Here is a 26,956-nt window from a genome sequence, read left to right as displayed (position 1 = left end):
GCCATAGATAGAGGGCATTGACCCTCGTAGGGTCTATGGCAAAGCTGGCTCTATTGCCTGCAAGAGGATTAGCGTGACTTTGATGACTGCGCGTTCACCGGGTATCGGCGAAACCCTGCGCGAAAGTGCCGTCTTCAATTTCGAAGGCGCGGTGACCATGGTCATCGACGATTCCAGCTTCGCGCAAGAACTGACCATCCGTGCGCTCAAAGGTTTCGGCCTTTCGACGCGCCATGCCTGTAGTTCCGCCGCCGAAGCTATTCCCATCCTCAAGGAAAACGCTGTCGATCTGATCCTTGTCGATTCGGACATGCCGGGCATGTCGGGCTTTGAATTTGTGCGCTGGCTGCGCCGCTCCAAGCTGGAGCCGAATGCTTTTGCGCCCGTCATCATGACCGCCGCCCACGTCCGCCAGTCCAAGGTGCAAGAAGCCCGTGACTGTGGTGCGAACTTCCTGATTACCAAGCCGTTCAGCTCTTTGACCCTGCTGGAACGTATTGTCTGGGTGTCGCGCGATAACCGTCCCTTCCTCGAAGTGGGCGACTATCTCGGCCCCGACCGTCGCTTCCGTGTGGGCGATTATGATGGCCCCGAGCGTCGCGCTGATGAACTCCGCAGGAAGGCAGGACTGTAATGACCACTGTCATCACCCATAACCGTCGCCGCTCGCGGCTCTCCAGCCTGATCGACCAACCGGGCGGCATCAGCACCGGCATCGCCTTGAAACAGGCTGCCCAGAACCTGTCTTCGCTGGAAGAGCAAAGCCTGAAACTGGTCGAGCAGACGATCCAGCAACTGGCCGCCCTGCCCGCGCCTGACGGCATCGAGAATCTGGAAGGCGCGCTGAACAAGGCCTATGCCCTGTCGGCAGGCATTATTGACGCCGCCGGTCCATTTGCCCGCGAAGATCTGTGCATGGCCGCGACCAACCTGTGCGACCTGCTGGATGGCTCACCATCCGATCAGCCGTTCGACTGGCGTATCATCACCGTCCATGCCCAAAGCTTCCGCCTGTTGCTGGCCCTTCCCCTCGAGGACAAGGCAACCCGTCAACAGGTTCTGGACAGCCTCAAAGACGTGCTGAAGTCCAAACTGGGCAGCTAGGCCGTCGTTTTACGGGTGCGGGTTTGCTTGCGCCAAAGCGCAGCATATTCGCCACCCTGACGGGCCACCAGTTCATGGTGCGTGCCGCGCTCGATGATGCGGCCCTGTTTCAGAACCAGTATCTGTTCGGCATCCATGATCGTGGACAGGCGGTGCGCCACAACCAGCGTGGTACGCCCGTTGCGGGCACGGCGCAGGGTTTGCTGGATGGCGGCTTCTGTCCGGCTATCCAGCGCGCTGGTGGCTTCATCCAGAATAAGCACGCATGGATCGGCAATCAGAGCACGGGCAATCCCCACGCGCTGGCGCTCGCCACCCGACAGCTTCAGACCGCGCTCGCCGACACGTGTTTGCAGTCCGTCCGGCAATGACTTGATGAAGTCGGCCAGTTCCGCCCCTTCGACCGCCGCCCAGATTTCCGCCTCGGTGGCTTCGGGACGGGCAAAGGTGATGTTGGCCGCCAAGGTATCGTTGAACAGGGCGACATCCTGCGGCACCAGTGCTACGGACTGTCGCAGCGACTGCTGTTTGATTTCACGCACATCATGACCGGCAATCGACACCGTGCCAGACTGCGGGTCGAGCAGGCGCAGGGCCAGTTTCACAATCGTCGATTTACCCGATCCAGAAGGGCCGACCAGTGCGGTGGTCGTATGGGCCGGAATAACGAAGCTGACATCGTCCAGCCCGCTGGATCGCGCATCGTGACGGAAGCTGACCTGATCGAACTCGACCTCTGCGCCGCATGTCTCTTCCGGACGTGGCAAGGCGACCGCATTAGGGCTGTCAGCCACCAAGGGCTTCTCGCGCATGACCTTCAACATTTCTTCCATGTCTATGAAAGATTGTCGAATTTCACGATAGGCAAAGCCCAGAATATTCAGAGGCTGATAGAGTGAGGTCATAATCAAGACCGCCGCTGTCACATCGCCCGGTCCCATGCGTCCCGCCGCGGCCTCAAAGCCCGCCAGCACAGCCAGAACCCCGAGGCCGAGGTTCATAATGGCCGCTTGGATCAGGTTCAGTGTCGCCAGCGAGGCATTGGCCTTCAGCGATGCGCTGGCATAGGCCGACAAGGATTGCTCATAGGCACCCGAGGTGCGCTCTTCCGCACCGAACGACTTGACCGTTTCGTAGTTAAGCAGAGCATCAACCGATAGGCCCGCCGCCTCGGCATCCGCCGCGTTCATGGTGCGGCGGTGTTCCAGACGCCAGTTGGCCATCATGAAGGTGGCCGTCGCATAGACCAGAACGACCGTGATCGCGACCGCAGCAAAGCGCCAGTCATAACGCCCGCCCAGCACCGCCGCCGCCAGTATTAGCTCCAACAACGTCGGACCTAGGTTGAACATCAGGATACGCAGCAGGAAATCCACCGCCCGCGCCCCGCGATCCATGACGCGCGACAACGTCCCTGAACGCTTGGTTTGGTGGAAATCCAGTGACAGGCCCAGCGCATGGGCAAAAGCATCGGACGCAGTTTGTTTCTGGGCCGCGGCCCTGACCGGCGCAAAGACCAGATCGGACAGTTGCGGCGTCGCCGCTGCCAGAAAACGGATAAATGCCCAGCCGATAGCAAGGGCAGCAAAGCTGATCCCGACCGTTGTGGCGACGCTTTCACCCTCGGCCAGATGGTTGACCGCGGCCCCCAGCATCAGCGGTGCCAGTACGCCGAGCCCCTTGCCCATCAGGGTCAAGCTGACCGAACCGGTCACGCGCAAACCCAGTTGCGGCGCTTTGGATCGGCCCACCAGACCAATCAGATCGGCCAGAGCGCGCAGTGTACCCGGTCCTTCTGATACAGAAGTGCCCGCCCCTGCCTGTTGGGCCTTGGACATAACGTCGCCGCGACGCGAGCCGCCTCTTTCACCACGCATGGTCCGTACCTTTCCAACCGCTAACCGCGCCATCTCGGCGTGGATGCGGGGTTTCAGCCAAGCTGGCCCAAGACCGTAATCAACTCGTCTACCGCTTCAGTCTTTGTAGCCCACGAGCAGACAAAACGTACTGAACCATCATCAAATGCATAGGCCGCAAACCCCTTCGCCCGCAAAGCGGTAAGGGATTCGTCCGGCATGCGTACAAACACCGTGTTCGACTCTACGGGATGGGCCAGAACAAACGGCGTGTCGTCTTCGATACCCGAGGCCAGTTTCTGGGCCATCGCATTGGCGTGCCGGGCACCGGACAACCATTCACCGCTGGCAATCAGTTCGCCCATGGGGGCGGCCAGCAAGCGTCCTTTGGATGCCGTCTGCCCCGCCTGTTTCAAACGATTGTCCAGACGCGATGAAAGCGACTTGTTCAGGATAACCAAGGCCTCGACGCCATGTGCGCCCGCCTTGCAGCCGCCTAGACTAAGAATATCGACGCCCATCCGGCCCAAGGCTTTCGGATCAAATCCGGCCGCTGCCGCATTGGCCAGACGCGCACCATCCACATGCACGCCCAGGCCCTGCCCTTTCGCCAATCGGATCAGCAGATCCATTTCCTCGAACGAATAGACCGTGCCGTATTCGGTGGCCTGCGTCAGGGTCAGCGCCGCCGGTGGCTGGCGATGACCGACCACAGGCTCATCGAGAACCGCACAAAGGCTCTCGTCGTCAATCTTGCCCGAATAGCCCGGCAGGCCAATCAGACCGACGCCATGACCGAAAAAGCCCGGCGCACCGGTTTCGTCCGTACAAACATGCGCCGTGTGATGCGCCAATACAGCTTCATAGGGATTGGCCAGCATAGACAGGGCAATCGAATTGGCCGCCGTGCCGGTAAACATGAACCGAATATCCGCATCCACATCCAGAAGCTTGCGGATTTCATCTGCGGCCTTGCGGCTGTACTCGTCCGCACCATAGCCCGCCGCAAATCCGCTATTGGCCTCAACCAAACCCCTCAGCGCCGATGGAGCCATGCCGGCGGTGTTATCAGATGCAAAATCGTAGCGCACAGCACTCAGTCTTTCTGGGGAGCAGCGGTTTCGGAATCAGTACGCAAGACGCCTACCTGCCCATAGTTTAGAGACACTTGGTGAGGGAAAGGTATCTCGATCTCTGCCTTATCCAGCGCCTCCTTACCGGATTGGGTTAGGTCGGCCGTGGTTTGGAAATGGTCTTCGGAGCGGACCCAGCAATGCAGGGTCACCTGAACCGAACTGTCCAGCAGAGCTGTCACACCCGTCCAGACCTCGGGGTCTTTGAGTACGCGGAAATGGGCCTTGGCACAGTCTTCCAGAACCTGACGCACGCGGTTCAGGTCTTCGCCATATCCCACAGTGAACTTCACTTCGACACGGCGGGTACGCTGGCCACTCAGATTGATAATAACATCGGCCAAAACCTTAGAATTTGGCACTATAATCTTGTTATTATTACCATTCGACATTTCCGTGGTGAACAGCGTCAGCTTTTGCACCGAACCCACCACGCCGTTCAGATCAATCACATCGCCAACGCGGTAGGGTCGCAAAATCAGCAGCATGACCCCTGCCGCCACGTTTGACAGTGTGCCTTGCAGGGCCAAGCCCACGGCCAGAGATGCGCCACCCAGAACAGCAATGATCGATGTTGTTTGCACCCCGAGGCGCTGCAGAACGGCAATCATGCCGATCAAGATCACGATCACCCGAACGATCTGGACCAGAAAACCCAGAACCGTTGGATCGCGCTGAACCGATCGTGTCCGCGACAATATCTTGCGCGTCGCCGAGCTGGCCCATTTTGCAGCGACCAGAGTGACAACAAAGATAATCGCCGCGATCGTCAGATTGACGGCGAAATCCCCCAGCATGTCCATTGCCTTGGCAATGACGACAGCATCGGCACTCAAACGCCCGTCAATCGCTTGCAGGGTCGGTGTAAGGGTTTCAGCGGCGGGCAGATTAATACGCATGGGATCAGGCTAACGCTTCAGCCGCCGAATGGAAGCATCTGATAGAGCTAAAGTTTCATTCGCCCTATCAGGCCGCCACATAGGCCAGATCAGATGCAGAGGTCAGAGACTGCAACGCCGTCCGGCCCAATGCCGCCTGTTTCATAAATTGAGACAGTTGCCGGAAATCAATCGGCTTGTTCAGATAGGCATCCGCGCCCGCCGCAAAGCCCGCCTGATGGTCCTCCGCCCGTGCCGAGGCAGACAACACAATAATAGGCGTGTCCTCATTGACGGTGCTGCCGGTACGGATACCGCGCGTGGCTTCAAGGCCATCCATCACCGGCATGTTCACATCCATCACAATCAGATCAAAAGCTTGCGTGGCGGCGATCTCTACGGCCATGGCCCCATGTTCGGCTGTGGTGGCATCGTGGCCATTACTGCCCATCCATGCCTCGAGGATCATACGGTTTACGGGGTGATCCTCGACCACCAACACCTTCAGGCCCGAAACATCTTCAATACTGACTGCGGCTGGCCCTTCCTCGATTTCACGCGACCACTGCACCACCTCGGCCTCGACGGCCAGTGTAAAGGTAGAGCCCTGTCCCACGGCGGATTTCACATGGATATCGCCGTGCATGATATTGGCCAGACGGCGCGAAATGGTCAGGCCCAGTCCTGTGCCACCAAAACGGCGCGTCGAGGAATTGTCGAACTGCGTAAACGGCTCGAACAAGCGCTGGATGTCGTCTTCGGAAATGCCACTGCCCGTATCGCCGACAGAAAACTCAAACGCCACGCGTTGATCGGAAATGCGTCGCGCATGCCCGCTATAACGAATCTCGCCCTTTTCAGTGAACTTCACCGCATTGGACAACAGATTCGACAATATCTGTGTCACCCGCAGAGGGTCGCCGCGCACGACGGCCGGCATGTCCCCTGTGAACTCGGAGATCACCTTCAAGCCCTTGGCGCGAGCCTGTGCCTCAAACGGTGACAACAGGCGCTGATGCAGGTTTTCCAAGTCGATATCGATAACCTCGAAGGCGATCTTGCCCGCTTCAATCTTGGTCAGGTCCAGAATATCGTTCAGCAAGGACAACAGGCTGTCGCCGGAATTGCGGATGATCGACAGCATTTCCCGCTGTTGCGGGTCCAGACGTGAACTGCTGAGCAGCTGCGCGGCCCCCAAGACGCCATTCATAGGCGTACGCAGCTCATGCGATATGACGCCGAGGAAGTTCGACTTGGCAGTATTGGCCGCGTCCGCCTTGTCGCGCGCGGCTTCAAGTTCGGAAATCAGATGGGTCTGGTGTTCCTGAAACGCATGGATGCGCTCTTCGCGCAGCATGGTCATCAAAACCAGCACAAACAAACCGCCCAGCATGAGCGGCCCCATGGCCAGAAAGGCCCAGAATTCGGGTTTTCCCCACATACTGATGGCGATAATGGCCGCTGCGCCACCATAGGGCGACGAAATCAGCACGGCCTGACGCGGCGAATTCCGAAGCTGGGCAAATACCAGCAGATAGCCGGACGCCAACAGCGCCACCGCCATTTCATGCCCGAATGACTTTCCCGAGAACCACGACAATAGCGGCGCGGTTGCCCAGACCGCCGTGGTCAGGGTGGCGACAACAGGAAAGACAGTGCCCCAGTCTTCTTTCTCGCGGCGGCTGGCACGGCGCTCGGCCGCGCCACGCACAAAGCCGGCAAACAGGGTCACAACCAGCCAGCCCAGACCCATCTTCCAGCCGACAGCCGCGCACATGGCCAGCCCCCAGCTGAGGATAATCAGGTACCGAAGATACTGTGTTTCAAGAATCGCGCTCAGCGCTTGCGCTGCCGAGCCGGGCGTATCCCCGTCAAGGCCACGTCCGATACTGCCACTACCCACCATATTATGGTGCCCCCTGCCCCACGGCGATGTCTTCGTGGCAACATTACGGCCAAGTCGCTAAGACACCGTGAATCCGAAATTTCGCCGTTAGCCGGAGATTGTAGCCTCGGCAGGCGTGCGCGCTTTAATTGAAAGTGCGTGCACAGGCCCGGCCAATTCTTCAGCCAGCAGTTTTTGCACCATGCGCTGTCGGGCTACACGCGACTGGCCTTCAAATGCATCACTCACCACCACCAGATTGAAGTGAGTCTCTCCACCTGGCTTGGCATCCATCCCGCCTTCATGATGGTGCCCCGCATGGCGCCAGCTATCATCTTCCAGCTCCAAACGTTGCGGAGATAACGCGGATTGCAGTTTTTGGCGGATAATTCGGGCAACCGGGCCGTCAGTCATAGGTCAAGTCCTTGAAGCAACACAAATCAGGCCTAGACTAGCGTCAATGTCCGGTTCTTTCGAATACAAACCCCGTTTCACCGATATCCGGGTGAAGCCGCCCAAACCTGAAGAGGAGGCGGCCGCCAAGGATGTCCTGCGTTTGAAGCCCGGTGAGATACCGTGCGAGTGGGCGGATTGTTCGCGTCCGGCCACGGCCAAGGCGCCTAAATCGCGCGAGCAGATCAACCTGTTCTACAATTTCTGCCAAGCCCACGCGGCCCAGTACAACAAGGCGTGGAACTTCTATGCCGGCATGTCCGAAGGCGAAGTTCGTGCGGCGCAAGAAAACGAAGCCATGACGGGTGGCCGTCCCACATGGGACATGAAGGTCAGCCGCAATACGCGCGAGGCTGCGGGTTCTGCCGCCAATGCGGCCCATGCCGCCGCTGGCTCTTGGCAAGACAGCTATGGCCTATTTGGACGCCGCGTAAACGAATCTGCGCCCAGCGGTCCCGTCATGTCCGAAGCCGAGGCGCGTATGGGCAAGCTGGAGCGTCAGGCGATTGGCGAACTGGGTCTGGAACCCGGTGCCACCAAGGCAGACGTCAAGGCGCGCTATCACGAGCTGCTGAAACGCTTCCACCCCGATTTGAACGCTGGTGACCGTGCGACCGAGACCAAGCTACAGCACGTTATCAAGGCCTATAAGACGCTTAAAAAAGCTGGGTACGCCTGATATTTGAACCGTTATTGTCTTGGCCATTGAGCCATGACCTTCCCCGCCCTATGGGACTAGTATGACCTCTCCGCTCGCTGTTGCCACCGATCCCCTTTTGACCCTCGCCCCGCACCGCAAGGTGACGCTGCGCGAGGTCTTTGGCATCGATTCCGATATGGAAGTGCCGATGTTCGACGAGCGTGACAGCCACGTTCCGGAGATCGACCCCACCTACCAGTTCGATCCGCAAACCACGATTGCGATCTGCGCGGGCTTTGCTTTTGACCGCCGCGTGATGGTTCAGGGCTATCACGGTACCGGCAAGTCGACCCATATCGAACAGGTCGCCGCGCGTCTGAACTGGCCACTGGTGCGCATCAACCTCGACAGCCACGTCAGCCGCATCGACCTGATCGGCAAGGACGCCATTGTCCTGAAAGACGGCAAACAGATCACCGAATTCCGCGAAGGCATCCTGCCTTGGGCGCTGCAACGCCCCGTCGCTCTGGTATTCGACGAATATGATGCGGGTCGCCCCGACGTGATGTTCGTAATCCAGCGCGTACTTGAAGCCCAAGGCGCTCTGACGCTTCTGGACCAGAACCGCGTCATTCGTCCGCATCCGTATTTCCGCCTGTTCGCCACCGCCAACACGGTCGGCCTCGGCGATACGACGGGCCTTTATCACGGTGCCCAACAGATCAACCAGGCCCAGCTCGACCGCTGGAACATCGTCACCACGTTGAACTATCTGGATCACGACGTGGAAACCGAGATCGTCGCTGCCAAGGTGCCGCAATATGCGGACGAAGAAGGCCGTCGCAAGATCGCCGCCATGGTTCGCGTTGCCGACATGACCCGCAACGCCTTCATGAACGGTGACATCTCCACCGTCATGTCGCCGCGTACGGTCATCACATGGGCGCAAAACGTCGAGATTTTCGGCGATATCGGTCTGGCCTTCCGCCTGACCTTCCTGAACAAGTGCGACGAGCTGGAACGCCCGACGATTGCCGAGTTCTATCAGCGGGCCTTTGGTGAAGACCTGCCCGAAGCCGCCATGCGCGTGAAGGTGGGCTAAGCCCCTTCCCGTCCGATACAAAAAAGCCCCCGATCAGCAGATCGGGGGCTTTCTTTTTGTACGCGGGATCAGATCACTTCAGGCCGATGGCCTCGTCCAGTCCCAGCATGATGTTGAGGTTCTGGACCGCAGCGCCCGAGGCACCCTTGCCCAGATTGTCCAGCATGGCCACCAGACGCACCTGCTCGCCGCCACGGTCGCCAAACACATGCAGACGTACCGTATTGGTGCCGTTCAGAGCTTCAGGCTCGATACCACCCATGGCCTCGGTCGCTTCCAGATCGGCAACCTCGACGAAACGCTGGCCCGCATAGGCCTCGACCAGTGCGCCGTGGATACGCTCCACCGACGGGGTTTCCGGCAGGGCCGACAGATGCAGCGGCACCTCGACCAGCATGCCCTGACGATAATTACCCACTGCAGGCGAAAACAGTACCGGCAGATTCAGTCCCGTATGCTTGGTCATTTCCGGCACATGCTTGTGCTTCAGGCTTAGGCCGTATGACCAGAACGGCTTGGCCGTTCCTTCGGCCTCGAACTCGGCAATCATCTGCTTGCCACCGCCGGAATAGCCCGACACCGCATTGACCGTGACCGGATAATGGGCCGGCACGATACCGGCCTTCACCAGCGGGCGCATCAAGGCAATAAAGCCGGTCGGATAGCAGCCGGGGTTGGACACGCGCGTCGAAGCAGCAATCGCCTCGCGCTGGCCATCGCCCATCTCGGCAAAGCCATAAACCCAGTCCGGATCAACGCGATAGGCGGTCGAGGCGTCGATCACCTTTACCGCCGAATTCTCGATCATCGACACCGCCTCGCGGGCCGCATCATCCGGCAGGCACAGAATGACGGCATCGGCGCTATTCAGCGCCTCGCGTCGGGCTTCCACATCACGACGTCGATCACCCAGCAACATCAGTTGCAGGTCGTTGCGCGCCTCGAGGCGTTCGCGGATTTCCAGACCGGTCGTACCGGCCTCGCCGTCAATGTAGATGCTGTGTGTCAATTCACTCTGATCCCTAAGCCGGAAACGTCCGGCTGCGTTTCAATAATCCTGTCAGACCCTGCTCGCAAAAGGAAAAGGGCCACAAAAGAAAAGAGCGCCGCGGATTTCTCCGCGACGCCCCTTCCGAATACCGATCGCGGTAAAGCGATTAGCGCTTCGAGAACTGGAAGCTACGGCGTGCTTTCGCGCGGCCATACTTCTTACGTTCAACGACGCGGCTGTCGCGGGTCAGGAAGCCGTGCGGCTTCAGAACCTTGCGCAGTTCCGGCTCGTAGTGAGTCAGAGCGTGCGACAGGCCGTGACGGATGGCACCAGCTTGACCCGACAGGCCCGAACCGGTGACGGTGCAGACGACGTCGTACTGGGTGGTGCGGTCCGAAACGGTCAGCGGCTGAGCCACCATCATTTGCAGAACCGGACGCGCGAAGTAGGCGTTCAGCTCTTTGCCGTTGACGGTGATCTTGCCGGTGCCGCGCTTGACCCAAACGCGGGCGATAGCGTTCTTGCGCTTGCCGGTCGAGTACGAACGGCCCAGTGCGTCGATCTTCGGCTCGGCGATAACAGCTTCAGCAACAGTGCCGAGGCCCTTCAGCGCGTCAAAGCCTTCGGCGGTTTCTTGAATCGCGTCAGTCATGATCAGGCGCTCCGGGTGTTCTTGGCCGACATCGACGCGAAGTCGATGGTGGTCGGCTGTTGGGCTGCGTGATCGTGTTCCGAACCCGCAAACAGACGCAGGTGAGTCATCTGCGCGCGAGCCAGCGGGGACTCCTTCGGCAGCATGCGCTCAACAGCCTTTTCAAGGACGCGTTCCGGGAAGCGGCCGTTCAGGACCTTTTCCGGAGTCGTCGACTTGATGCCACCCGGGTGGCCGGTGTGACGGTAGTAAACCTTGTCGGTGTTCTTCTTGCCGGTGAACACCACCTTGTCCACGTTGGTGACGACGACGTAGTCGCCCATGTCAACGTGCGGGGTGTAGGTCGGCAGGTGCTTACCGCGCAGGCGGTTTGCGATGAAGGTCGCGAGGCGGCCCACTACGACGCCTTCAGCGTCGATATGGATCCACTTCTTTTCGACCTCAGCCGGCTTTTGTGCAGCCGTAGTGCTCTTCAGCATTGTGAGGGTCCTAAAGACAAAAAACAGTCCGTATCCCGAAGGACTGGACATTGGCGGGCTTGATAAGGTGCCTTGCGCCAAAGGTCAATGTCAGATGGATTGTGGAAAAATCATCAAGATATTGATTTTATTAGAATAATTTGCATTGGTATTAAAATACCCGATACTTGGTATTAAAATACCGCACTTCTTTACCAGGCGTGGCTTTCTGCCTTGCGTTCGACCAAATGGCCGTCCTTCAAAGCGAAGACACGATCCATATGACCGGCCAGTTCCATATTGTGCGTGGCAATAAGGGCCGCGACGCCCTCCTCCTTGGCCAGACGGCGCAGGGCCTCGAACACGGTCTGGCTGGTAACAGGGTCCAGATTGCCGGTCGGCTCGTCCGCCAGCAGCAAGCGCGGGCTGTTGGCCAGTGCGCGGGCAATGGCCACACGTTGTTGCTCGCCGCCCGAAAGCTGGGCAGGCTGATGGGTGACGCGCTCGCCAAGGCCGAGGGCCGACAGCATGTCGGTAGCCCGTTGGCGGGCCTCCGCCTCACGCATACCCGCAATACGCATGGGCAAGGCCACATTATCGCGGGCATCGAACTCCGGCAGCAGATGATGGAACTGGTACACAAAGCCGATCCGTTCCAGACGGATACGCGTGCGCGCCCGCTCGTCCAGCGAACCGACATTCTCGCCATCGATCATCACCTGACCCGTGGTCGGATGCTCCAGCAAGCCCGCGGCATGAAGCAGCGACGACTTGCCCGAACCAGACGGCCCGATCAAACCAACCACCTCGCCCGGCATGATGTCCAGATCGACACCCTTAAGCACCGTCAGGCCGCCCTGTCCGGTCTTGTAGGTCCGCGTTACGCCCCGCAGCGACAGGGTCGGTGCCCCTGCCACCGGTGCCGATACGATCTTTTTCTTCAGCAACCTATTCAAAGCGAAGAGCCTCCACCGGATCGATCCGCGACGCATTCCACGACGGCGGCAAGCTGGCGAGGCAGCTCATAAAGAAGGAGAAAACAGCCACCCAGGTGACATCCCACGGGTCAACATCGGCCGGAATGGAATCCAGCATATAGACGTCGGCATTGAACAGCTGAACGCCCAGCAAGGCTTCGAGGAAGTGCTGGATCGAACCAATATTCAGACAGAACAGCAGCCCCAGCGTCAGACCTGCAATCGTGCCGCCGATGCCGATAGCGGCACCCGACATGAAGAAGATACGCAGGATGGACGACTGGCTGGCACCGATGGTCCGCAGGATGGCGATGTCGCGGGTCTTGTTCTTCACCAGCATGACGATGCCGCTGATGATGTTCATCGCTGCAATCGCCACAACCATGCCAAGGATGATGCTCATGGCCACACGCTCGACCTTGAGTGCGCCCCAGATCGCCGCCTGACGGTTACGCCAGTCGGTGACGACTGCCCCCGGTCCGGCGATTTGGGCCACCGGCCCGACCATCTGCTCGACCTTGTCAGGTTCATCGACCTTAAGCTCGATCACATCCCAGACGCCGTCCTTGCCAAAGAACAGTTGGGCCTGTTCCAGCGGCATAAAGACATAGGCGCGGTCATAGTCGGATGCGCCGGACGTATAGATGCCGCCAACGATATAGGTTTTCTCCAGACCGCCCAGATTGCCGAACGCACTGTCGGCCCCCGTCGGGGAATAGAGCGAGATCGGGTCACCGACGCCAAGGCCCATTTCATTGGCCAGCGTCTTGCCGATCAGAACCTTGTCGCCGCCCCATTCGCCCTTGCCGAAGCTGGCCTTGGCCTCTTCGGTCAGGCTTTCATAGATATATTTACTGGCCGCGAGCTCCTGCGGGCGAACGCCGCGCACAATGCCGCCCGTCGCCATACCCGCCACACGGAACATGGCCGCGTTCTCGGTATAGGGGCTGACCGACGCCACGCCCGGCAGGTCGGACATGCGCTTGACCGTGGCGTCACGGTCGGCGGCCCATAAAACCGGCCCCTGCACATACATATGCCCGTTAAACGACAGGATCCGGTCCATCAGCGTGCCTCGGAATCCGGCCATGATGCTCATGACCGAAATCAGCACAGCCACCGCCAGCATGATGCCGACGAAGCTGATAATGGCGATCAGGGCCACCCCGCCCTCCTTGCGCTTGGCACGGAGGTAGCGCAGCGCCAGCCCGATCTCCCAAGAGGAAAACGGGCCGGACGGCTTGCCGGAAACGGCGGCGGGGGCCGGCGACGGAGCGGATCCGGTCGCTTGTTCGGTCATTTCGTCAGCAGCTCCACAGCAGCATCCAGCGACAGGGTTTGCTTCTCGCCCGTCGCACGTCGTTTCAGTTCAACCACGCCATCGGCCAGACCTTTCGGGCCGATAACCAGTTGCCACGGCACACCGATCAGGTCGGCAGTGGCGAACTTGCCGCCCGGACGCTCGTCGGTGTCGTCATACAGCACATCTTTGCCAGCGGCTTCGAGGCGCTTGACCGCCTCTTCACACGCTACCGAAACGGCTTCGTCACTGGCGCGCAGCGAAATGACCGAGACGTCGAACGGTGCGACCGAATCCGGCCAGATGATGCCGCTGTCGTCATGGCTGGCTTCGATGATCGCGCCCAGAAGACGCGAAACGCCGACGCCGTACGATCCCATGTGGACTTCGGTGTCCTTGCCATCGGGACCGGCAACCTTGGCCTTCATTGGCTCCGAATATTTGGTGCCGAAATAGAAGATATGGCCAACCTCGATACCGCGCGCCGACAGGCGGTCGCTCTCGGCTGTCGTGGCTTCGAACTGGGCCGCGTCGTGCATTTCTTCGGTCGCGGCATAAAGGGCAGTGCGCTCGTTGAACACGCCTTCCAATTGCTCGACACTGAGATCGTGACCCGGAGGGGCCATTTCCACCAGTTTACGGTCGCAGAAGACCTCGCTCTCGCCGGTATCGGCCAGAACGATGAACTCGTGCGACAGGTCGCCGCCGATCGGGCCGGTGTCGGCGCGCATCGGCACAGCCTTGAGGCCCAGACGCGAGAAGGTGTTCAGATAGGCCGCGAACATGCGCTTATAGGCGATACGGGCCGAGGCTTCGTCGATGTCGAACGAATAGGCGTCCTTCATCAGGAACTCGCGGCCGCGCATCACACCAAAGCGCGGACGGCGCTCGTCGCGGAACTTCCACTGGATGTGGAACAGGTTCAGCGGCAGCGACTTGTAGGATTTCACATAGCCACGGAAGATATCCGTGACCATTTCCTCGTTGGTCGGTCCGTACAACAGCTCGCGCTCATGACGGTCGGTGATACGCAGCATCTCCGGACCATAGGCGTCATAGCGGCCCGACTCGCGCCACAGATCGGCCAGTTGCAGCGTCGGCATCAACAGCTCGACGGCACCGGCGCGGGTTTGTTCCTCGCGGACGATGTTCTCGACCTTGCGCAGCACGCGCAGACCCAGCGGCAGCCAGGCATAGATGCCTGCGGCTTCCTGCTTGATCATGCCCGCGCGCAGCATCAGCTGATGCGACACGATCTGGGCGTCGGAGGGGGCTTCCTTGAGGGTCGGCAGAAAATAGCGCGACAGACGCATGGGGTAGGCTTTCCTAAATCTAGTCCGCGTGATTAGCCCTTGGGCCTTTGGCATGACAACGCACACCGGCGGAAAAATGGCATTCGAAGCGATTACAAAGCCGGAAGTTGTTCCGGATTAATCTGCGGCACAGGGATGATACCCGACCACACCACGCCGACGATCAGCACCCATACAATGGCAGCGACCCAGGTCGTCGTGATGAATTTCTTCTTCAGGTTCGGATTGGCGGGCGCGCCCCACTGGCTGCCATCGGTCGGCGGCGCGCCAACCTGGCTGCTCATACCCAGCGGCAGGATCACAAACAGCACAATCCACCATGCCGTCAGATAGATAGCGACAAGGGTAAATGGACCCAACGGCATAGACTTAATCCCTCATAGACAATCACTACAGGTGACGCATCCCTGCCATGGGCCTAAGACGGGTCACCTCAGTCAAGGGACCGTCATGCCACAGATTACGCTGGAACACTCCACCCATTTCGACACAACAGACTTCCGCGCCCTAGCTCTGGAAATCCACCAGCTGTGCGACACCCACGTAGGTGCCACGATTCAGTCCTGCAAAACACGCGTTGTGCGTGTGGAAAACCTGATTATTGCAGATGGCGCGCCCGAACAGGCCATGGCCCACTGTGACCTGCGTATCCTCAGCGGGCGCACTCAGGAGCAAAAGACCGCTCTAGCCGATGCCGTGCAGAAGGCCATGCTCAAACATCTGATCCAATATGATGGCCCGCGCCAGATCAGTGTCGAGATCGGCAATCTGGACAAGCCCAACTATCGCAAAGACGTGTTGGGCTAATCCCCAGATTTACGGATGCGGGCGGCCGATACCGTAACGGGCCGCCCAATATGGCAGGATGGCTTCGTCTTTCAGATAGCGTGCGCCTGTTTCGGCACTGACCAGAGCCTCGGGCCAGTCGAATTGGCCATCCAGCACCAGCATAGGGCAGGACTGGTCAGCCTCCCCCACCACAGCCACAACAGCCGCACGCGGACGCGGGTGATCCACACGGATCACCTCTGTCACGTCTTTCAGGCGCGGATAGAGGTTCAGCACCCCTTCGATCACCGCGCCCGGCGGGCAGTACCAGGGACCGCCCTGATCGTCGAACCAGTCCGGGTTCAAGAGATAAAGACGGTCCGCCATCACAGCCTCAGAACAACAGTTTCAACGATGGGGCGACGGCCCCAGACCTTTTGCGAGGCCTTTTTCAGCGTGCGGGCCACAGCCTGCTCGATGACGATTTCGTCTTCCAGAGCCTCGCCCTTAAGACCGCGAACCGTATCTTCGACGCGCTCGGCCAGATGGTCCAGCACTTCTTCCAGCGGACGGTCTGTATTACCGGGCAGACCCACCGAACGGATGTCGATATCGCTGACCATCTTGCCACGGCGATCCAGTGCAAAGGCCACGATCAGCATACCGTTGCTGGCAGCATGTCGGCGCTCGCGCAGGGCTTCGCCCTGTTCCTCGACCAGAATACCGCCGTCTACGAACAGACGACCTGCGGGCACCTCGTCGATGATTTCGGCAAAGCCGGGAGCCAGACGCACCATGTCGCCATTGCGCGGTGTGACCACCTGTTCGATGCCGATAGACTTGGCCAGATGGCCATGCTCGATCAGGTGACGGCGCTGGCCGTGGGTCGGCACAGCAATTTTCGGACGCGCCCATGCATACATCTGGCGCAGTTCGTCACGGCACGGGTGACCCGAGACGTGAATGCCCGGATAGCCGCGCTCGGTGTAGATTTTGACGCCGCGGTCGGCCAGCTTGTCCTGCAAGCGGGCGATCGGCAATTCGTTGCCCGGAATGACGCGCGACGAGAAGATGCAGTGGTCGCCCTGCCCCAGCTTGATGAACGGGTGCGTACCCTCGGCCACGCGTGACAGAGCCGCACGCGCCTCGCCTTGCGAGCCGGTGCACAGATACAGGATCTTGTCGGCGGGCCAGATCTTGGCCTCTTCTTCCGACAGGAACGGCTGCACATCCGACAACATGCCCACCGATTTGGCGGCGGCCGTGATGCGGTGCATCGAACGACCGGCCAGTGCCACGCGGCGGCCAGCGGCTTCGGCGGCGCGGATCACGCTGTCCATACGGGCGACGTTGGACGCAAAGCAGCCGACAGCGACGCGGCCCTTCAAGGGCACGATCAGGTCGGCCAGATGCTTGGCCACATCACCTTCGGAACCGGCTGTGCCTTCCACGAATACGTTCGTGGAATCACAGACCATGGCCAGCACGCCTTCATCACCCAGCTTGGTGATGGCGGCCACGTCGGTCTTTTCACCGACAACCGGCTCGTCGTCGATCTTCCAGTCACCCGTGTGCAGCACCGTGCCCAGCGGGGTCTTGATGGCCAGACCATTCGGTTCGGCAATCGAGTGGGTGATAGTGACATAGGTCACTTCGAACGGGTCAAGATTGACCGTACCGCCCAGAGCGATCTCGTTCAGTTCGACCTCTTCGGCCAGATTGTGATCGCGCAGCTTTTCGCGGATCAGGAAGGCCGTGAACGGCGTCGCATAAAGCGGAGCCTTGATGCGGTCGAACAGCCAGCCCAGAGCGCCGATATGGTCCTCGTGCGCGTGGGTCAGCACGATACCGAGGATTTCCTCGCCTTCGAGGAAGGAGGGATCGGGAACAATCACATCCACGCCGGGCGTGGACTGATCGCCAAAGGTTACGCCGACATCGACGATGATCCATTTGCGGTCGTGCTCGGGACCAAAGCCATAAGCATTGAGGTTCATGCCGACCTCGTTCGACCCGCCAAGCGGCAGGAAGACGAGTTCGTTTTGAGTTTCGTTAGTCATACAGTCCTTAACGGAGGTTGTTCCGCCGCCAGATTTCCAAAAGGCCGCGGATGGTCAGATCCGGATCAAACCGGTCGATAGTGGTACTGGCCCCCTCGAACAGAGACGCGACGCCGCCGGTTCCTACGACGGTCATCGGACGTCCCCACTCTGCCTTGATCCTGGTGACAAGCCCGTCAATGAGGCCGACATAGCCCCAAAAAACCCCCGATTGCATCGAGGTTACGGTGTCACGCCCAATCACGACGGAGGGCCGTTGAATGGCAATACGCGGCAGTTTCGCTGCCGCTTCGTGCAGAGCCTGCACGGAAAGATTTATCCCCGGCGCGATCACACCACCCTCGAAGGCTCCCGCCCCCGGCGTGTCACCGGCCGATACGATATCGAATGTGGTGGCTGTACCGCTGTCGATCAACAGAAGGTCGCCGGAATAGGCCGTCAATGCGCCAATGGCATTCACCAGACGGTCAGCGCCCGCCTCGCTCGGCTTGGGGATACGCACCTCTATACCCAGTTCGGCATTCTCGCCAATCACCAGAGGTTCGACCTCAAGATAGCGGCGCGACAGGTTGCGCAGATTGAAGATCGACTGGGGCACGACCGACGAAATAATGCAGCCGTCCATATCGGTCATAGCCAGACGATTGCCGGTCTTGGCGCTCATCAGTTCAAACAACTGATGCAGCCAGACAGCATATTCGTCTGCCGTGCGCGTGGCTTCGGTCGCCGTACGCCACTGGGCGATCCATTCGTTACCGTCATGGACCGCAAACAGCGTATTGGTGTTGCCCTGTTCAATCGCCAGCAGCATCAGCCATTCTCTCCGAAAAACACATCGCCTGCCGAGATTATACGCACGCTTCCGTCTGCCAGCTTCAACCGCAAAGAACCATCCGGTTCGATACCGTTGGCGGTACCTTCCAGAGTTTCATTCGGCAATCGGGCAATACAGGGGCCAAACAGGCCCGGCGTGCGTGAAACCCATGCCTGACGCACACCGTCAAAGCCCTGTGTCTGCCACAGGACCAACCAGTGGTCGAAGATTTCGGCCAGTGCCTGACCGGCTTCTTCAATCGTAGGGGCAAAGATGTGGCCGGTGCCCAGATGATCGGCAACGCATGTGGCCGGACGCTCTGTGCCTGTAGGTGCCGCTTGAAGATTTACGCCGATACCGACTGCCAGCCACAAGCCACCCTCGGGCGCAGATCCGCTTTCCAGCAGGATACCGCTGACCTTTTTGCCATCCAACAGGACGTCATTGGGCCATTTGATCGTAAGCAGGCTGGGCGGGACATAGCGGGCGACAAGATCGTACACCGCCAGCGCGGCGACAAAGGTCAGCTGCGAGGCTTCGAAAGGCGTCTTGTCGAGCTTGAGAAGCAGGGTCTGGGCCAGATTGCCCGTATCCAGATCCCAGCCGCGCCCCCTGCGGGCGCGACCGGCTGTTTGGTGTTTGGCTGCAATCCACAGGGGACCGAACTCGCCCTCCTCTGCACGTCTCCGTGCTTCGAGATTGGTCGAGTCGGTCTCCCTTAGGATCAGAACCGGAGCCACCAAGGCTCCTTAACCTACGCCTACGCCAGCGGCCGCAGCCTTGGTCAGCGGCTCCAGCCATGCGAGAGCGACGATCACGACAGGGAAGGCAAAGGCTGCAGCAGCCCAAGCGATCCACTGGGCTTCCAGCGGGGCTTTGTCGGTCTTCACTTCCGTTGCCGGAGCATCGAACCACATCATCTTGATGAGGCGCAGATAGTAGAAGGCCGCCACAACCGAAGCCACCAGACCGGCAACACCAGCCATCCAGTAACCGGCATCAGCTGCCGCACCGAAGACGTAGAACTTGCCCCAGAAGCCCGACAGCGGCGGAATGCCGACTGCCGACAGCGACAGGATGGTCAAGGCAATCGCCGTAACCGGACGGTCCTGCTTCAGACCAGCCAGATCGGAGATGTTGCGGATCGGACGACCATTGCGGCTCAGCGACAGCAGGACAGCAAAGAAGCCGAACTGGTCGATGACATACAGGGTCATGAACATCAGCATGGCTTGAACGCCAAGCTCTGTACCCGCAGCAACACCCAGCAGGGCATAGCCGATATTGATGATCGACGAATAGGCCAGCAGGCGCTGGATGTCTTTTTGCATCAGGCCGCCGAAGGCACCCACGGCAAACGAGATCAGCGAGATCAGGATGATGACCTGTGCCCACTGGAAGTGCGCAAGGTTAAAGCCGTCGATCAGAACGCGAGCGATCAGGATCATGGCCGCGACCTTCGGGGCCGTGGCAAACAGGGCCACAACCGGGGTCGGAGCGCCCTGATACACGTCAGGCGTCCACATGTGGAACGGCGCTGCCGAAACCTTGAACGCCAGACCGGCGATCAGGAAGACCATGCCGAAGATCAGGCCCGGACCCGGATTGTTCGAGGCAAAGGCGGCGATTTCGTCGAACTTCATCGAACCGGCGAAACCGTAGATCAGGCTGGCACCATAAAGCAGGATGCCCGACGACAGCGCGCCTAGCACAAAATACTTCAGGCCCGCTTCCGAGGCGACAAGGCTGTCACGACGATAGGCGGCCAGAACGTACAGGGCCAGCGAGTGCATCTCGATGCCGATATAGAGCGAGATCAGATCGCCCGACGACGCCATCATGCCCATACCGACCGAAGCCAGTACGATCAGAACCGGATATTCGAACTTGGCAATCTTGTTACGGTGCATCCAGCCATCACCGAGGATGATAGCCACAGCCGAGGACAGGAAGATAAGCGCCTTGCCATAAACGGACAGCGGATCGGCGATATAGGTACCGCCGAAAGCCAGACCCAATGGGCCGGTGACCGTCAGTGCCGTTGCGACCAAAAGCAACAGAACCGACAGGCCGGAAACCAGACGCGTGGCCTTCTCGCCGGCGAAAGCGCCGATCATGAGGAGGACCAGGCCGCCGACCGCGAGTGTTACCTCGGGGGCGGCCAGTTGGAGTGCTGAAGACAGATCAGTCATAGTTCTCTCACCCGCCGATTGCTGCGCGATAGGCGGTGGTCAGGGCTTCAACGGACGGGCCGGTGATGTCCAGAATGGCGTTCGGATAGAGGCCGAGGCCGATGGTGCCGATGATCAGCGGCACGAACAGAAGCAGTTCGCGCTTGTCGATATCGGTGATGCTTTCCAGCGCCGGATTGGTGATCGGGCCGTACATGACGTTGCGGAACAGCGTCAGGGCGTAAACAGCCGAGAAGATCACACCCGAGGCCGCAATCAGGGCCGTCCAGGTCGAGACCTGATAGGCACCAGTCATGGTCAGCACTTCACCAACAAAGCCCGAAGTGCCCGGCAAGCCGACATTGGCCATGGTGAACATCAGGAAGATGGCAGCATACCAAGGCATGCGCGCCGTCAGACCGCCGTAGAAGGCGATTTCACGGGTGTGCATGCGGTCATAGACAACGCCAACGCAGAGGAAGAGCGCGCCCGAGATCAGACCGTGGCTGAGCATCTGGAACACGGCACCCTGAACACCGGTTTCGTTACCGGCGAAGATGCCCATGGTCACGAAGCCCATGTGTGCGACCGACGAATAGGCGATCAGCTTCTTGATGTCGGTCTGACGGAACGCCACCAGCGAGGTGTAAACCACGGCGATCACCGACAGGGCGAACACCAGCGGGGTGAACATTTCCGAAGCCAGCGGGAACATCGGCAGGTTGAACAGGATGAAACCGTAGCCACCCAGCTTCAGCAGGATACCGGCCAGAATAACCGAACCGGCGGTCGGTGCCTGAACGTGGGCATCCGGCAACCAGGTGTGGACCGGCCACATCGGCATCTTCACCGCGAACGAGGCGAAGAAGGCCAGCCACAGCAGGGTCTGTGCCTGTGCGCCAAACTCGTAGTTCTTCAGATCAGGAATGCTGGTGGTGCCGGTTTCGTGCGCCATCCACAGCATGGCCAGCAGCATCAGAACCGAACCCAGCAGGGTGTAGAGGAAGAACTTGTACGAAGCGTAGATACGGTTCGCACCACCCCAGATACCGATGATGAGGAACATCGGAACCAGAGTGCCTTCGAAGAAGACGTAGAACAGGAACAGGTCCAGCGCGGTGAACACGCCAATGACCAGCGTTTCCAGAACAAGGAACGCCACCATGTATTCCACGACGCGATGCTCGATCGATTTCCAGCTGGCGATCACGCAGATCGGCATCAGGAAGGCGGTCAGCAGCACGAACAGGATGGACACACCATCCACGCCCAGATGGTAAGCGGCACCCGCAAACCAAGGCATGTGTTCAACGAACTGATAAGCCGTGTTCGAAGGGTCGAACTGGGCCGTCAGCAGGACGGATACAGCCAGAACCACCAACGTGGTGCCAAGGGCAATCCAGCGTGCGGCGGGTGCTGCGGCTTCCTTGTCGCCCTTGATCAGCAGGCTGGCGGCGATAATCGCCGCAGCCCCGAGAAGCGGAAGGAAGGTAACGATGCTCAGAATGTGAGGCACGAGGTTCAGGCTCCCCACGTGAAGATGGCGAAGGCGAGGAACGCGGCCACACCAATCAGCATCACGAATGCATAGAAGTAAACGAAACCGGACTGGAAGCGCGACAGCCAACCGGCCGACTTAAGCGAGGCCCATGCCGCGCCGTTCGGACCCAGACCGTCGATGATCTTCACGTCACCGATCTTCCAGAAGAAGTCGCCCAGAGCCTTGGTGCCCTTAACGAAGGTGACATTGTAAAGTTCGTCCCAGTACCACTTGTTGTAGAGGAAGGTGTACAGCGGCCCCTTCTTGGCAGCCATTTCCTTGGCGGCACCTTCCTTCACGACATACAGCCAGTAGGCGATGAACGTACCCAGCAGGGTTACGATCAGCGGAGCCCACTTCACCCAGGTCGGAACGCTGTGGCTGTCGTGCAGCACATGGTTCGCCTCGGCGGTGAAGATGGCACCACGCCAGAACTCGGCTTCATGGTGACCGATGAAGTGCGGCGCAAAGATCATACCTGCAAACACAGCACCAATCGACAGCAGCAGCAGCGGCACAACCATGATCCACGGGCTTTCGTGCGGTTGCAGCGGGCCGTGGTGGTGGTCGTCGTGAGCGTGGTCATCATGAGCGTGGGCGTCGTGGTGGGCAGCGCCCTCCTCTTCCTTCCACTGTGCTTTGTTGTGGAAGGTCATGAAGACCAGACGCCACGAATAGTAGGCCGTCAGCAGAGCGGCCGACAGACCGATCACGAAGGCGAACATACCGAAGACGGCGTGGCCCGAAGAGGCCGAAGCGAAGGCGCTCTCGAGGATCGAGTCCTTGGAGTAGAAGCCCGCAAAGCCGCCGATACCCGGAATGCCCAGACCCGTGATGGCAATCGTGCCGATCATCATGGTGGCATAGGTCACCGGAAGCAGCTTCCACAGACCGCCCATCTTACGCATGTCCTGCTCGTGGTGCATGCCGTGGATGACCGAACCGGCACCGAGGAACAGCAGAGCCTTGAAGAAGGCGTGCGTGAACAGGTGGAACATGGCCGACTGATAGGCACCGACGCCAGCAGCGAAGAACATGTAGCCGAGCTGCGAGCAGGTCGAGTACGCGATCACGCGCTTGATGTCGTTCTGCATCATGCCGACGGTCGCAGCGAAGATCGCCGTAATGCCACCGATGACAGTGATGAACTGGCTTGCAACCGGAGCATGCTCATAGAGCGGCGACAGCAGGCAGACCATATAGACGCCTGCGGTCACCATGGTTGCCGCGTGGATCAGAGCCGACACAGGGGTCGGGCCTTCCATCGCGTCCGGCAGCCAGGTGTGCAGGAAGAACTGGGCCGACTTGCCCATCGCGCCGATGAACAGCAGCAGACCCGCAAGGTCCAGAGCCGACCACGTATAGCCGAGGAATTCCCAACCGGTGCCAGCCTTGTCCGCGATCAGCGGGAAGAATTTGGCAAACTCGATCGTGCCGAACATCCAGAAGACGGTCATCATGCCGAGCAGGAAACCGAAGTCACCCACGCGGTTGACGACGAACGCCTTGATGGCGGCCGCCGATGCGGTGTCCTTCTTGTACCAGAAGCCGATCAGCAGATACGAGGCCAGACCCACGCCTTCCCAGCCGAAGAACATCTGCAGGAAGTCAGCGGCCGTCACCAGAGACAGCATCATGAAGGTGAACAGCGACAGATAGGCAAAGAAGCGCGGACGGCTGTCGTCCTCCTTCATATAGCCCCAGCTGTAGAGGTGAACGAGCGCCGAGACGCTGGTCACCACGATCAGCATGGTCGCCGACATGGCATCGATACGGATCGACCAGTTAGAAACAAAGTCACCAACATGGATGAACGGCAGCAGCTTGATGGTGAAGGCTTCCAGCCCGCCCCACGTCCACTGGCTGAACACGATCCACGAGATAATGCACGAAACGAACAGCAGGCCGGTCGTCACTGCCTGAGAGGCAATGTCGCCGATCCGGCGTCCGAAGAAGCCGGCAATCGCCGCGCCGACCAGCGGGGCGAAAATACCGATAGTGACGAGAGTTTGGATAGTCACGGTTCCAATCAACCCTTCATCACAGAGGCGTCGTCCACAGCGATATCGCCGCGGTTACGGAAGAAGGTCACGAGAATAGCCAGACCGACAGCCGCTTCAGCAGCCGCAACAGTCAGTACAAAGATCGCCATCAGCTGACCTTCGACATTGCCGAGGTAGCGCGAGAAAGCGACGAAGTTGATATTCACGGCCAGCAGGATCATCTCGATCGACATCAGGATGACGATGATGTTCTTGCGGTTCACGAAGATGCCGAACACGCCAATGGTGAACAGCATGGCTCCTACGGCCAAATAGTGCGCCAGAGCGATTTCCATCACAGAAGCTCCTCGGGTTTCACGCCAGCACCCGTAGTGGCCGACTTGATTTCAACGGCATCCACGCGGCGACGGTTTGCCTGAGCAGCCAGATCCTGACGCAGAACACCGTCACGCTTGCGCAGCGTCAGAACGATCGCGCCGATCATGGCCACCAGCAGGACGATACCCGCAGCCTGGAAGAAATAGATGTAGTCGGTGTACAGAACACGACCGATGCTCTGGGTGTTGCTGACGCCTTCCGGCAGTGCCGCCGGAGCCAGTGCAGCACTGGCAGCGCCGCCCTGCACAACAGCCAGCGAAACCATGATCATCTCGGCCAGCAGGATAATCGCCACGATACCGGCCAGAGGCAGATAGCGCGCATAGCCTTCGCGCAGGCGCACGAAGTCAACATCCAGCATCATCACGACGAACAGGAACAGAACCGCGACCGCGCCGACGTAAACCACCACCAACAACATGGCGAGGAATTCGGCACCGAGCAGAACAAAAAGACCGGCTGCCGAGAAGAAGGTCAGGATCAGCCAGAGAACGGAATGGACAGGACTACGCGCGGTCACGACCAACAGGCCGGACACCACAGCAATCGTTGCCAAAATATAGAAGGCCAGGCCTTGCAGCATGTGCGGGACGACGCCCCCTTCAAAACCAATGGTTCAGACGACGGTCCGAACCCTTCCAGAATTGTGGCCCCGATCCGGATGAACGGGGTCAGTACGACAGAAATAGACGCCCCGTTTAACGGTACGGCGCGTCCAGTTCCAGATTCTTTGCGATCAAACGCTCCCAACGGTCGCCATTATCGAGCAGGCGTTCCTTGTCGTAGAGCAGTTCTTCACGCGTTTCGGTCGCGAACTCGGAGTTCGGACCTTCGACGATCGCGTCCACCGGGCAGGCCTCTTGGCACAGACCGCAGTAGATGCACTTCACCATATCGATGTCATAACGGGTGGTACGACGCGAGCCATCGGCACGAGGTTCTGCCTCGATGGTGATGGCTTGAGCCGGACAGATCGCCTCGCAGAGTTTGCAGGCGATGCAGCGTTCTTCACCGTTCGGATAGCGACGCAGCGCGTGCTCGCCACGGAAACGCGGCGATTGCGGGTTGCGCTCGAACGGATAGTTCACCGTCGCTTTCGGCTTCAGCATGTACTTCATCGACAGGCCGACGGCGCCGAACACGTCGGTCAGCATCGCGCCCTTGGCCGCCTGAACGATACGGGTCAGCATTACGATCTCACTCCAGCGCACTCGCGTTTATAGCGTGCGCTATCCTTATCCAAAGTCTGACAGAGACGCTGTTTTTCAGCGCCCTGCCGCATGATTTCATTCTGCCGCTCTTCCCATTGATAAACCGACACAGGGTCGGCCTCATAGGGCGCACTACAGGCTGTCATGCCGAGCAAAACAGCCAATAGCGGGAGCGACAGACGCATTACATCAGGCTCCGACGGCGAACACGCGCCACGCTGCCACAGCGATAACGGCAACCAGCGAGAACGGCAGGAAGATTTTCCAGCCCAGACGCATCAGTTGGTCATAGCGGTAACGCGGGACGAATGCCTTCACCAAAGCAATCATGAAGAACCAGAACACCGTCTTCACGATGAAGGTCAGCAGATAGATGGTGTAAGCCACAAATGCCGGCAGGCTGGCCATAAAGTCTTCCGACAGGAAGCCCGGGTTCCAACCGCCCGTGAACATCAGGGTCAGCATGGCGCACATGAAGACGATGTTCGCGTACTCACCGATCATGAACAGCAGATACGGCGTCGACGAATATTCGACCTGATAACCGGCAACCAGTTCCGATTCCGCTTCCGGAAGGTCGAACGGCGGACGGTTAGTTTCAGCCAGTGCCGAAATGAAGAAGACAATGGTGATCGGCAGCATGATGACGATCAGCGGCCAGGTCCCTGCCCCGCCACCGAAAACGTTCCAGTTCCAGAAGAAACCGGCCTGGTCGGTGACGATCTTGGTCAGGTTCATCGAACCCGACATCAGGATCACAGTGATCAGGATCAGACCCATCGACACTTCGTACGACACCATCTGTGCCGCCGAACGCAGTGCGCCAAGGAACGGATACTTCGAGTTCGAAGCCCAGCCGCCCATGATGATGCCGTAAACACCCAGCGACGAAATCGCCAGAATGTACAGGATACCCACGTTCAGATCGGCAATGACCCAGCCCGGTGCGAACGGAATGGCCGCCCAAGCCACGAAGGCCAGCACAAAGCTGATCAGCGGAGCCAGAATGAAGACCACCTTGTCCGAACCAGCCGGAATCACGATCTCCTTCAGAACGAATTTGAAGAAGTCCGCAAACGATTGCAGCAGGCCGAACGGGCCAACCACGTTCGGGCCTTTACGCAGCTGAACACCTGCCCAGACCTTACGGTCGGCCAGCAGCAGGAAGGCCAGCGAGATCAGGATACCAACGGTAACCAGCAGGATCCCGCCGACAGTGATGAGGGTCCAGCCGAGCGGCGTAGCCCAGAATGAAGTCGCAGCTTCCAT

28 protein-coding genes are annotated in these 26,956 nt (G+C 59.5%); 5 read left to right on the top strand and 23 right to left on the bottom strand.

Going from position 1 to position 26,956, the window contains the following annotated elements; all coding sequences use genetic code 11:
- Positions 1-82: 82 nt before the first annotated feature.
- Together FHS64_RS07655 and FHS64_RS07650 are read left to right on the top strand one after the other, a co-directional pair.
- A complete protein-coding gene (locus tag FHS64_RS07655; RefSeq protein ID WP_167177762.1) occupies positions 83-634 on the top strand; it encodes a response regulator in 552 nt (183 codons plus the stop codon).
- On the top strand, positions 634-1,104 hold the full coding sequence (locus FHS64_RS07650; RefSeq protein ID WP_167177368.1) for a chemotaxis protein CheE: 471 nt from the start codon (positions 634-636) through the stop codon (positions 1,102-1,104). The genes FHS64_RS07655 and FHS64_RS07650 overlap by 1 nt, the downstream gene beginning before the upstream one ends.
- Here the strand turns inward: FHS64_RS07650 and FHS64_RS07645 are convergent.
- The 5 genes from FHS64_RS07645 to FHS64_RS07625 form a co-directional block, all read right to left on the bottom strand.
- Complete coding sequence (locus FHS64_RS07645) at positions 1,101-2,981, bottom strand: ABCB family ABC transporter ATP-binding protein/permease (protein ID WP_167177367.1); 1,881 nt, start codon at positions 2,979-2,981, stop codon at positions 1,101-1,103. The genes FHS64_RS07650 and FHS64_RS07645 overlap by 4 nt on opposite strands.
- 53 nt (positions 2,982-3,034) lie before the next feature.
- Entirely contained in the window at positions 3,035-4,051 is a 1,017-nt protein-coding gene (locus tag FHS64_RS07640; protein ID WP_167177365.1) for a beta-eliminating lyase-related protein, read from the bottom strand.
- Positions 4,052-4,056: 5 nt separating this feature from the next.
- Positions 4,057-4,992: a mechanosensitive ion channel family protein gene (locus FHS64_RS07635; protein ID WP_167177363.1), complete on the bottom strand. Its 936-nt coding sequence runs from the start codon at positions 4,990-4,992 to the stop codon at positions 4,057-4,059.
- Between the two features lie 67 nt (positions 4,993-5,059).
- Entirely contained in the window at positions 5,060-6,877 is a 1,818-nt protein-coding gene (locus FHS64_RS07630; RefSeq protein WP_167177361.1) for an ATP-binding protein, read from the bottom strand.
- A gap of 87 nt (positions 6,878-6,964) precedes the next feature.
- The gene (locus FHS64_RS07625) at positions 6,965-7,270 is read right to left on the bottom strand and encodes a BolA family protein (RefSeq protein ID WP_167177359.1); all 306 of its coding nucleotides are present in this window, start codon (positions 7,268-7,270) and stop codon (positions 6,965-6,967) included.
- A gap of 46 nt (positions 7,271-7,316) precedes the next feature.
- On the opposite strand from FHS64_RS07625, the gene FHS64_RS07620 reads away from it, so the two are divergent.
- The gene (locus FHS64_RS07620; protein WP_167177357.1) at positions 7,317-7,988 is read left to right on the top strand and encodes a J domain-containing protein; all 672 of its coding nucleotides are present in this window, start codon (positions 7,317-7,319) and stop codon (positions 7,986-7,988) included.
- A 61-nt stretch (positions 7,989-8,049) separates the two neighbouring features.
- A complete protein-coding gene (cobS, locus tag FHS64_RS07615; RefSeq protein ID WP_167177355.1) occupies positions 8,050-9,051 on the top strand; it encodes a cobaltochelatase subunit CobS in 1,002 nt (333 codons plus the stop codon).
- Positions 9,052-9,124: 73 nt separating this feature from the next.
- Here the strand turns inward: cobS and argC are convergent, their stop codons facing one another.
- The 7 genes from argC to FHS64_RS07580 form a co-directional block, all read right to left on the bottom strand.
- Entirely contained in the window at positions 9,125-10,060 is a 936-nt protein-coding gene (gene argC / locus FHS64_RS07610; RefSeq protein ID WP_167177353.1) for an N-acetyl-gamma-glutamyl-phosphate reductase, read from the bottom strand.
- Between the two features lie 148 nt (positions 10,061-10,208).
- Entirely contained in the window at positions 10,209-10,694 is a 486-nt protein-coding gene (gene rpsI / locus FHS64_RS07605) for a 30S ribosomal protein S9 (RefSeq protein WP_167177351.1), read from the bottom strand.
- A 2-nt stretch (positions 10,695-10,696) separates the two neighbouring features.
- Complete coding sequence (rplM, locus tag FHS64_RS07600; protein ID WP_167177349.1) at positions 10,697-11,173, bottom strand: 50S ribosomal protein L13; 477 nt, start codon at positions 11,171-11,173, stop codon at positions 10,697-10,699.
- Positions 11,174-11,364: 191 nt separating this feature from the next.
- A complete protein-coding gene (locus FHS64_RS07595; RefSeq protein WP_243862853.1) occupies positions 11,365-12,108 on the bottom strand; it encodes an ABC transporter ATP-binding protein in 744 nt (247 codons plus the stop codon).
- Complete coding sequence (locus FHS64_RS07590; protein ID WP_167177345.1) at positions 12,101-13,429, bottom strand: lipoprotein-releasing ABC transporter permease subunit; 1,329 nt, start codon at positions 13,427-13,429, stop codon at positions 12,101-12,103. The genes FHS64_RS07595 and FHS64_RS07590 overlap by 8 nt, the downstream gene beginning before the upstream one ends.
- Positions 13,426-14,742 carry a proline--tRNA ligase gene (gene proS, locus FHS64_RS07585; RefSeq protein ID WP_167177344.1) on the bottom strand — a complete coding sequence of 439 codons (1,317 nt, stop codon included), beginning with the start codon at positions 14,740-14,742 and terminating at the stop codon, positions 13,426-13,428. Before proS ends, FHS64_RS07590 begins: the two co-directional genes overlap by 4 nt.
- A 92-nt stretch (positions 14,743-14,834) precedes the next feature.
- Complete coding sequence (locus FHS64_RS07580) at positions 14,835-15,107, bottom strand: DUF1467 family protein (protein WP_167177342.1); 273 nt, start codon at positions 15,105-15,107, stop codon at positions 14,835-14,837.
- A gap of 85 nt (positions 15,108-15,192) precedes the next feature.
- On the opposite strand from FHS64_RS07580, the gene FHS64_RS07575 reads away from it, so the two are divergent.
- Positions 15,193-15,549 (top strand): 5-carboxymethyl-2-hydroxymuconate Delta-isomerase, encoded by a 357-nt coding sequence (locus FHS64_RS07575; RefSeq protein WP_167177340.1) that lies wholly within the window; start codon positions 15,193-15,195, stop codon positions 15,547-15,549.
- Between the two features lie 9 nt (positions 15,550-15,558).
- Here FHS64_RS07575 and FHS64_RS07570 read toward each other — a convergent pair whose 3' ends face one another.
- The 11 genes from FHS64_RS07570 to nuoH form a co-directional block, all read right to left on the bottom strand.
- The gene (locus FHS64_RS07570) at positions 15,559-15,897 is read right to left on the bottom strand and encodes a DUF3088 family protein (protein ID WP_167177338.1); all 339 of its coding nucleotides are present in this window, start codon (positions 15,895-15,897) and stop codon (positions 15,559-15,561) included.
- Entirely contained in the window at positions 15,897-17,570 is a 1,674-nt protein-coding gene (locus FHS64_RS07565; RefSeq protein WP_167177336.1) for a ribonuclease J, read from the bottom strand. The genes FHS64_RS07570 and FHS64_RS07565 overlap by 1 nt, the downstream gene beginning before the upstream one ends.
- A 7-nt stretch (positions 17,571-17,577) precedes the next feature.
- A complete protein-coding gene (locus FHS64_RS07560; RefSeq protein ID WP_167177761.1) occupies positions 17,578-18,384 on the bottom strand; it encodes a type III pantothenate kinase in 807 nt (268 codons plus the stop codon).
- Positions 18,381-19,124, bottom strand: coding sequence for a biotin--[acetyl-CoA-carboxylase] ligase (locus FHS64_RS07555; protein ID WP_167177334.1), 744 nt, complete (start codon positions 19,122-19,124; stop codon positions 18,381-18,383). Before FHS64_RS07555 ends, FHS64_RS07560 begins: the two co-directional genes overlap by 4 nt.
- A 9-nt stretch (positions 19,125-19,133) precedes the next feature.
- Positions 19,134-20,576 (bottom strand): NADH-quinone oxidoreductase subunit NuoN, encoded by a 1,443-nt coding sequence (gene nuoN, locus FHS64_RS07550; protein ID WP_167177332.1) that lies wholly within the window; start codon positions 20,574-20,576, stop codon positions 19,134-19,136.
- A gap of 7 nt (positions 20,577-20,583) precedes the next feature.
- Positions 20,584-22,071 carry an NADH-quinone oxidoreductase subunit M gene (locus tag FHS64_RS07545; RefSeq protein ID WP_167177330.1) on the bottom strand — a complete coding sequence of 496 codons (1,488 nt, stop codon included), beginning with the start codon at positions 22,069-22,071 and terminating at the stop codon, positions 20,584-20,586.
- 5 nt (positions 22,072-22,076) lie between these two features.
- Positions 22,077-24,110, bottom strand: a complete 2,034-nt coding sequence (gene nuoL, locus FHS64_RS07540; RefSeq protein ID WP_341771126.1) for an NADH-quinone oxidoreductase subunit L — start codon at positions 24,108-24,110, stop codon at positions 22,077-22,079.
- Positions 24,111-24,124: 14 nt separating this feature from the next.
- Positions 24,125-24,433 (bottom strand): NADH-quinone oxidoreductase subunit NuoK, encoded by a 309-nt coding sequence (gene nuoK / locus FHS64_RS07535; protein WP_167177326.1) that lies wholly within the window; start codon positions 24,431-24,433, stop codon positions 24,125-24,127.
- Complete coding sequence (locus FHS64_RS07530) at positions 24,433-25,059, bottom strand: NADH-quinone oxidoreductase subunit J (RefSeq protein ID WP_167177324.1); 627 nt, start codon at positions 25,057-25,059, stop codon at positions 24,433-24,435. Before FHS64_RS07530 ends, nuoK begins: the two co-directional genes overlap by 1 nt.
- A 115-nt stretch (positions 25,060-25,174) precedes the next feature.
- On the bottom strand, positions 25,175-25,666 hold the full coding sequence (nuoI, locus tag FHS64_RS07525; RefSeq protein ID WP_167177321.1) for an NADH-quinone oxidoreductase subunit NuoI: 492 nt from the start codon (positions 25,664-25,666) through the stop codon (positions 25,175-25,177).
- 210 nt (positions 25,667-25,876) lie between these two features.
- Positions 25,877-26,956 carry an NADH-quinone oxidoreductase subunit NuoH gene (gene nuoH, locus FHS64_RS07520; RefSeq protein ID WP_167177320.1) on the bottom strand — a complete coding sequence of 360 codons (1,080 nt, stop codon included), beginning with the start codon at positions 26,954-26,956 and terminating at the stop codon, positions 25,877-25,879.

The sequence above is a fragment of the Brevundimonas terrae genome, from assembly GCF_011761985.1.
Classification (GTDB): domain Bacteria; phylum Pseudomonadota; class Alphaproteobacteria; order Caulobacterales; family Caulobacteraceae; genus Brevundimonas; species Brevundimonas terrae.
This window is presented reverse-complemented; position numbering and strand designations above follow the sequence as displayed.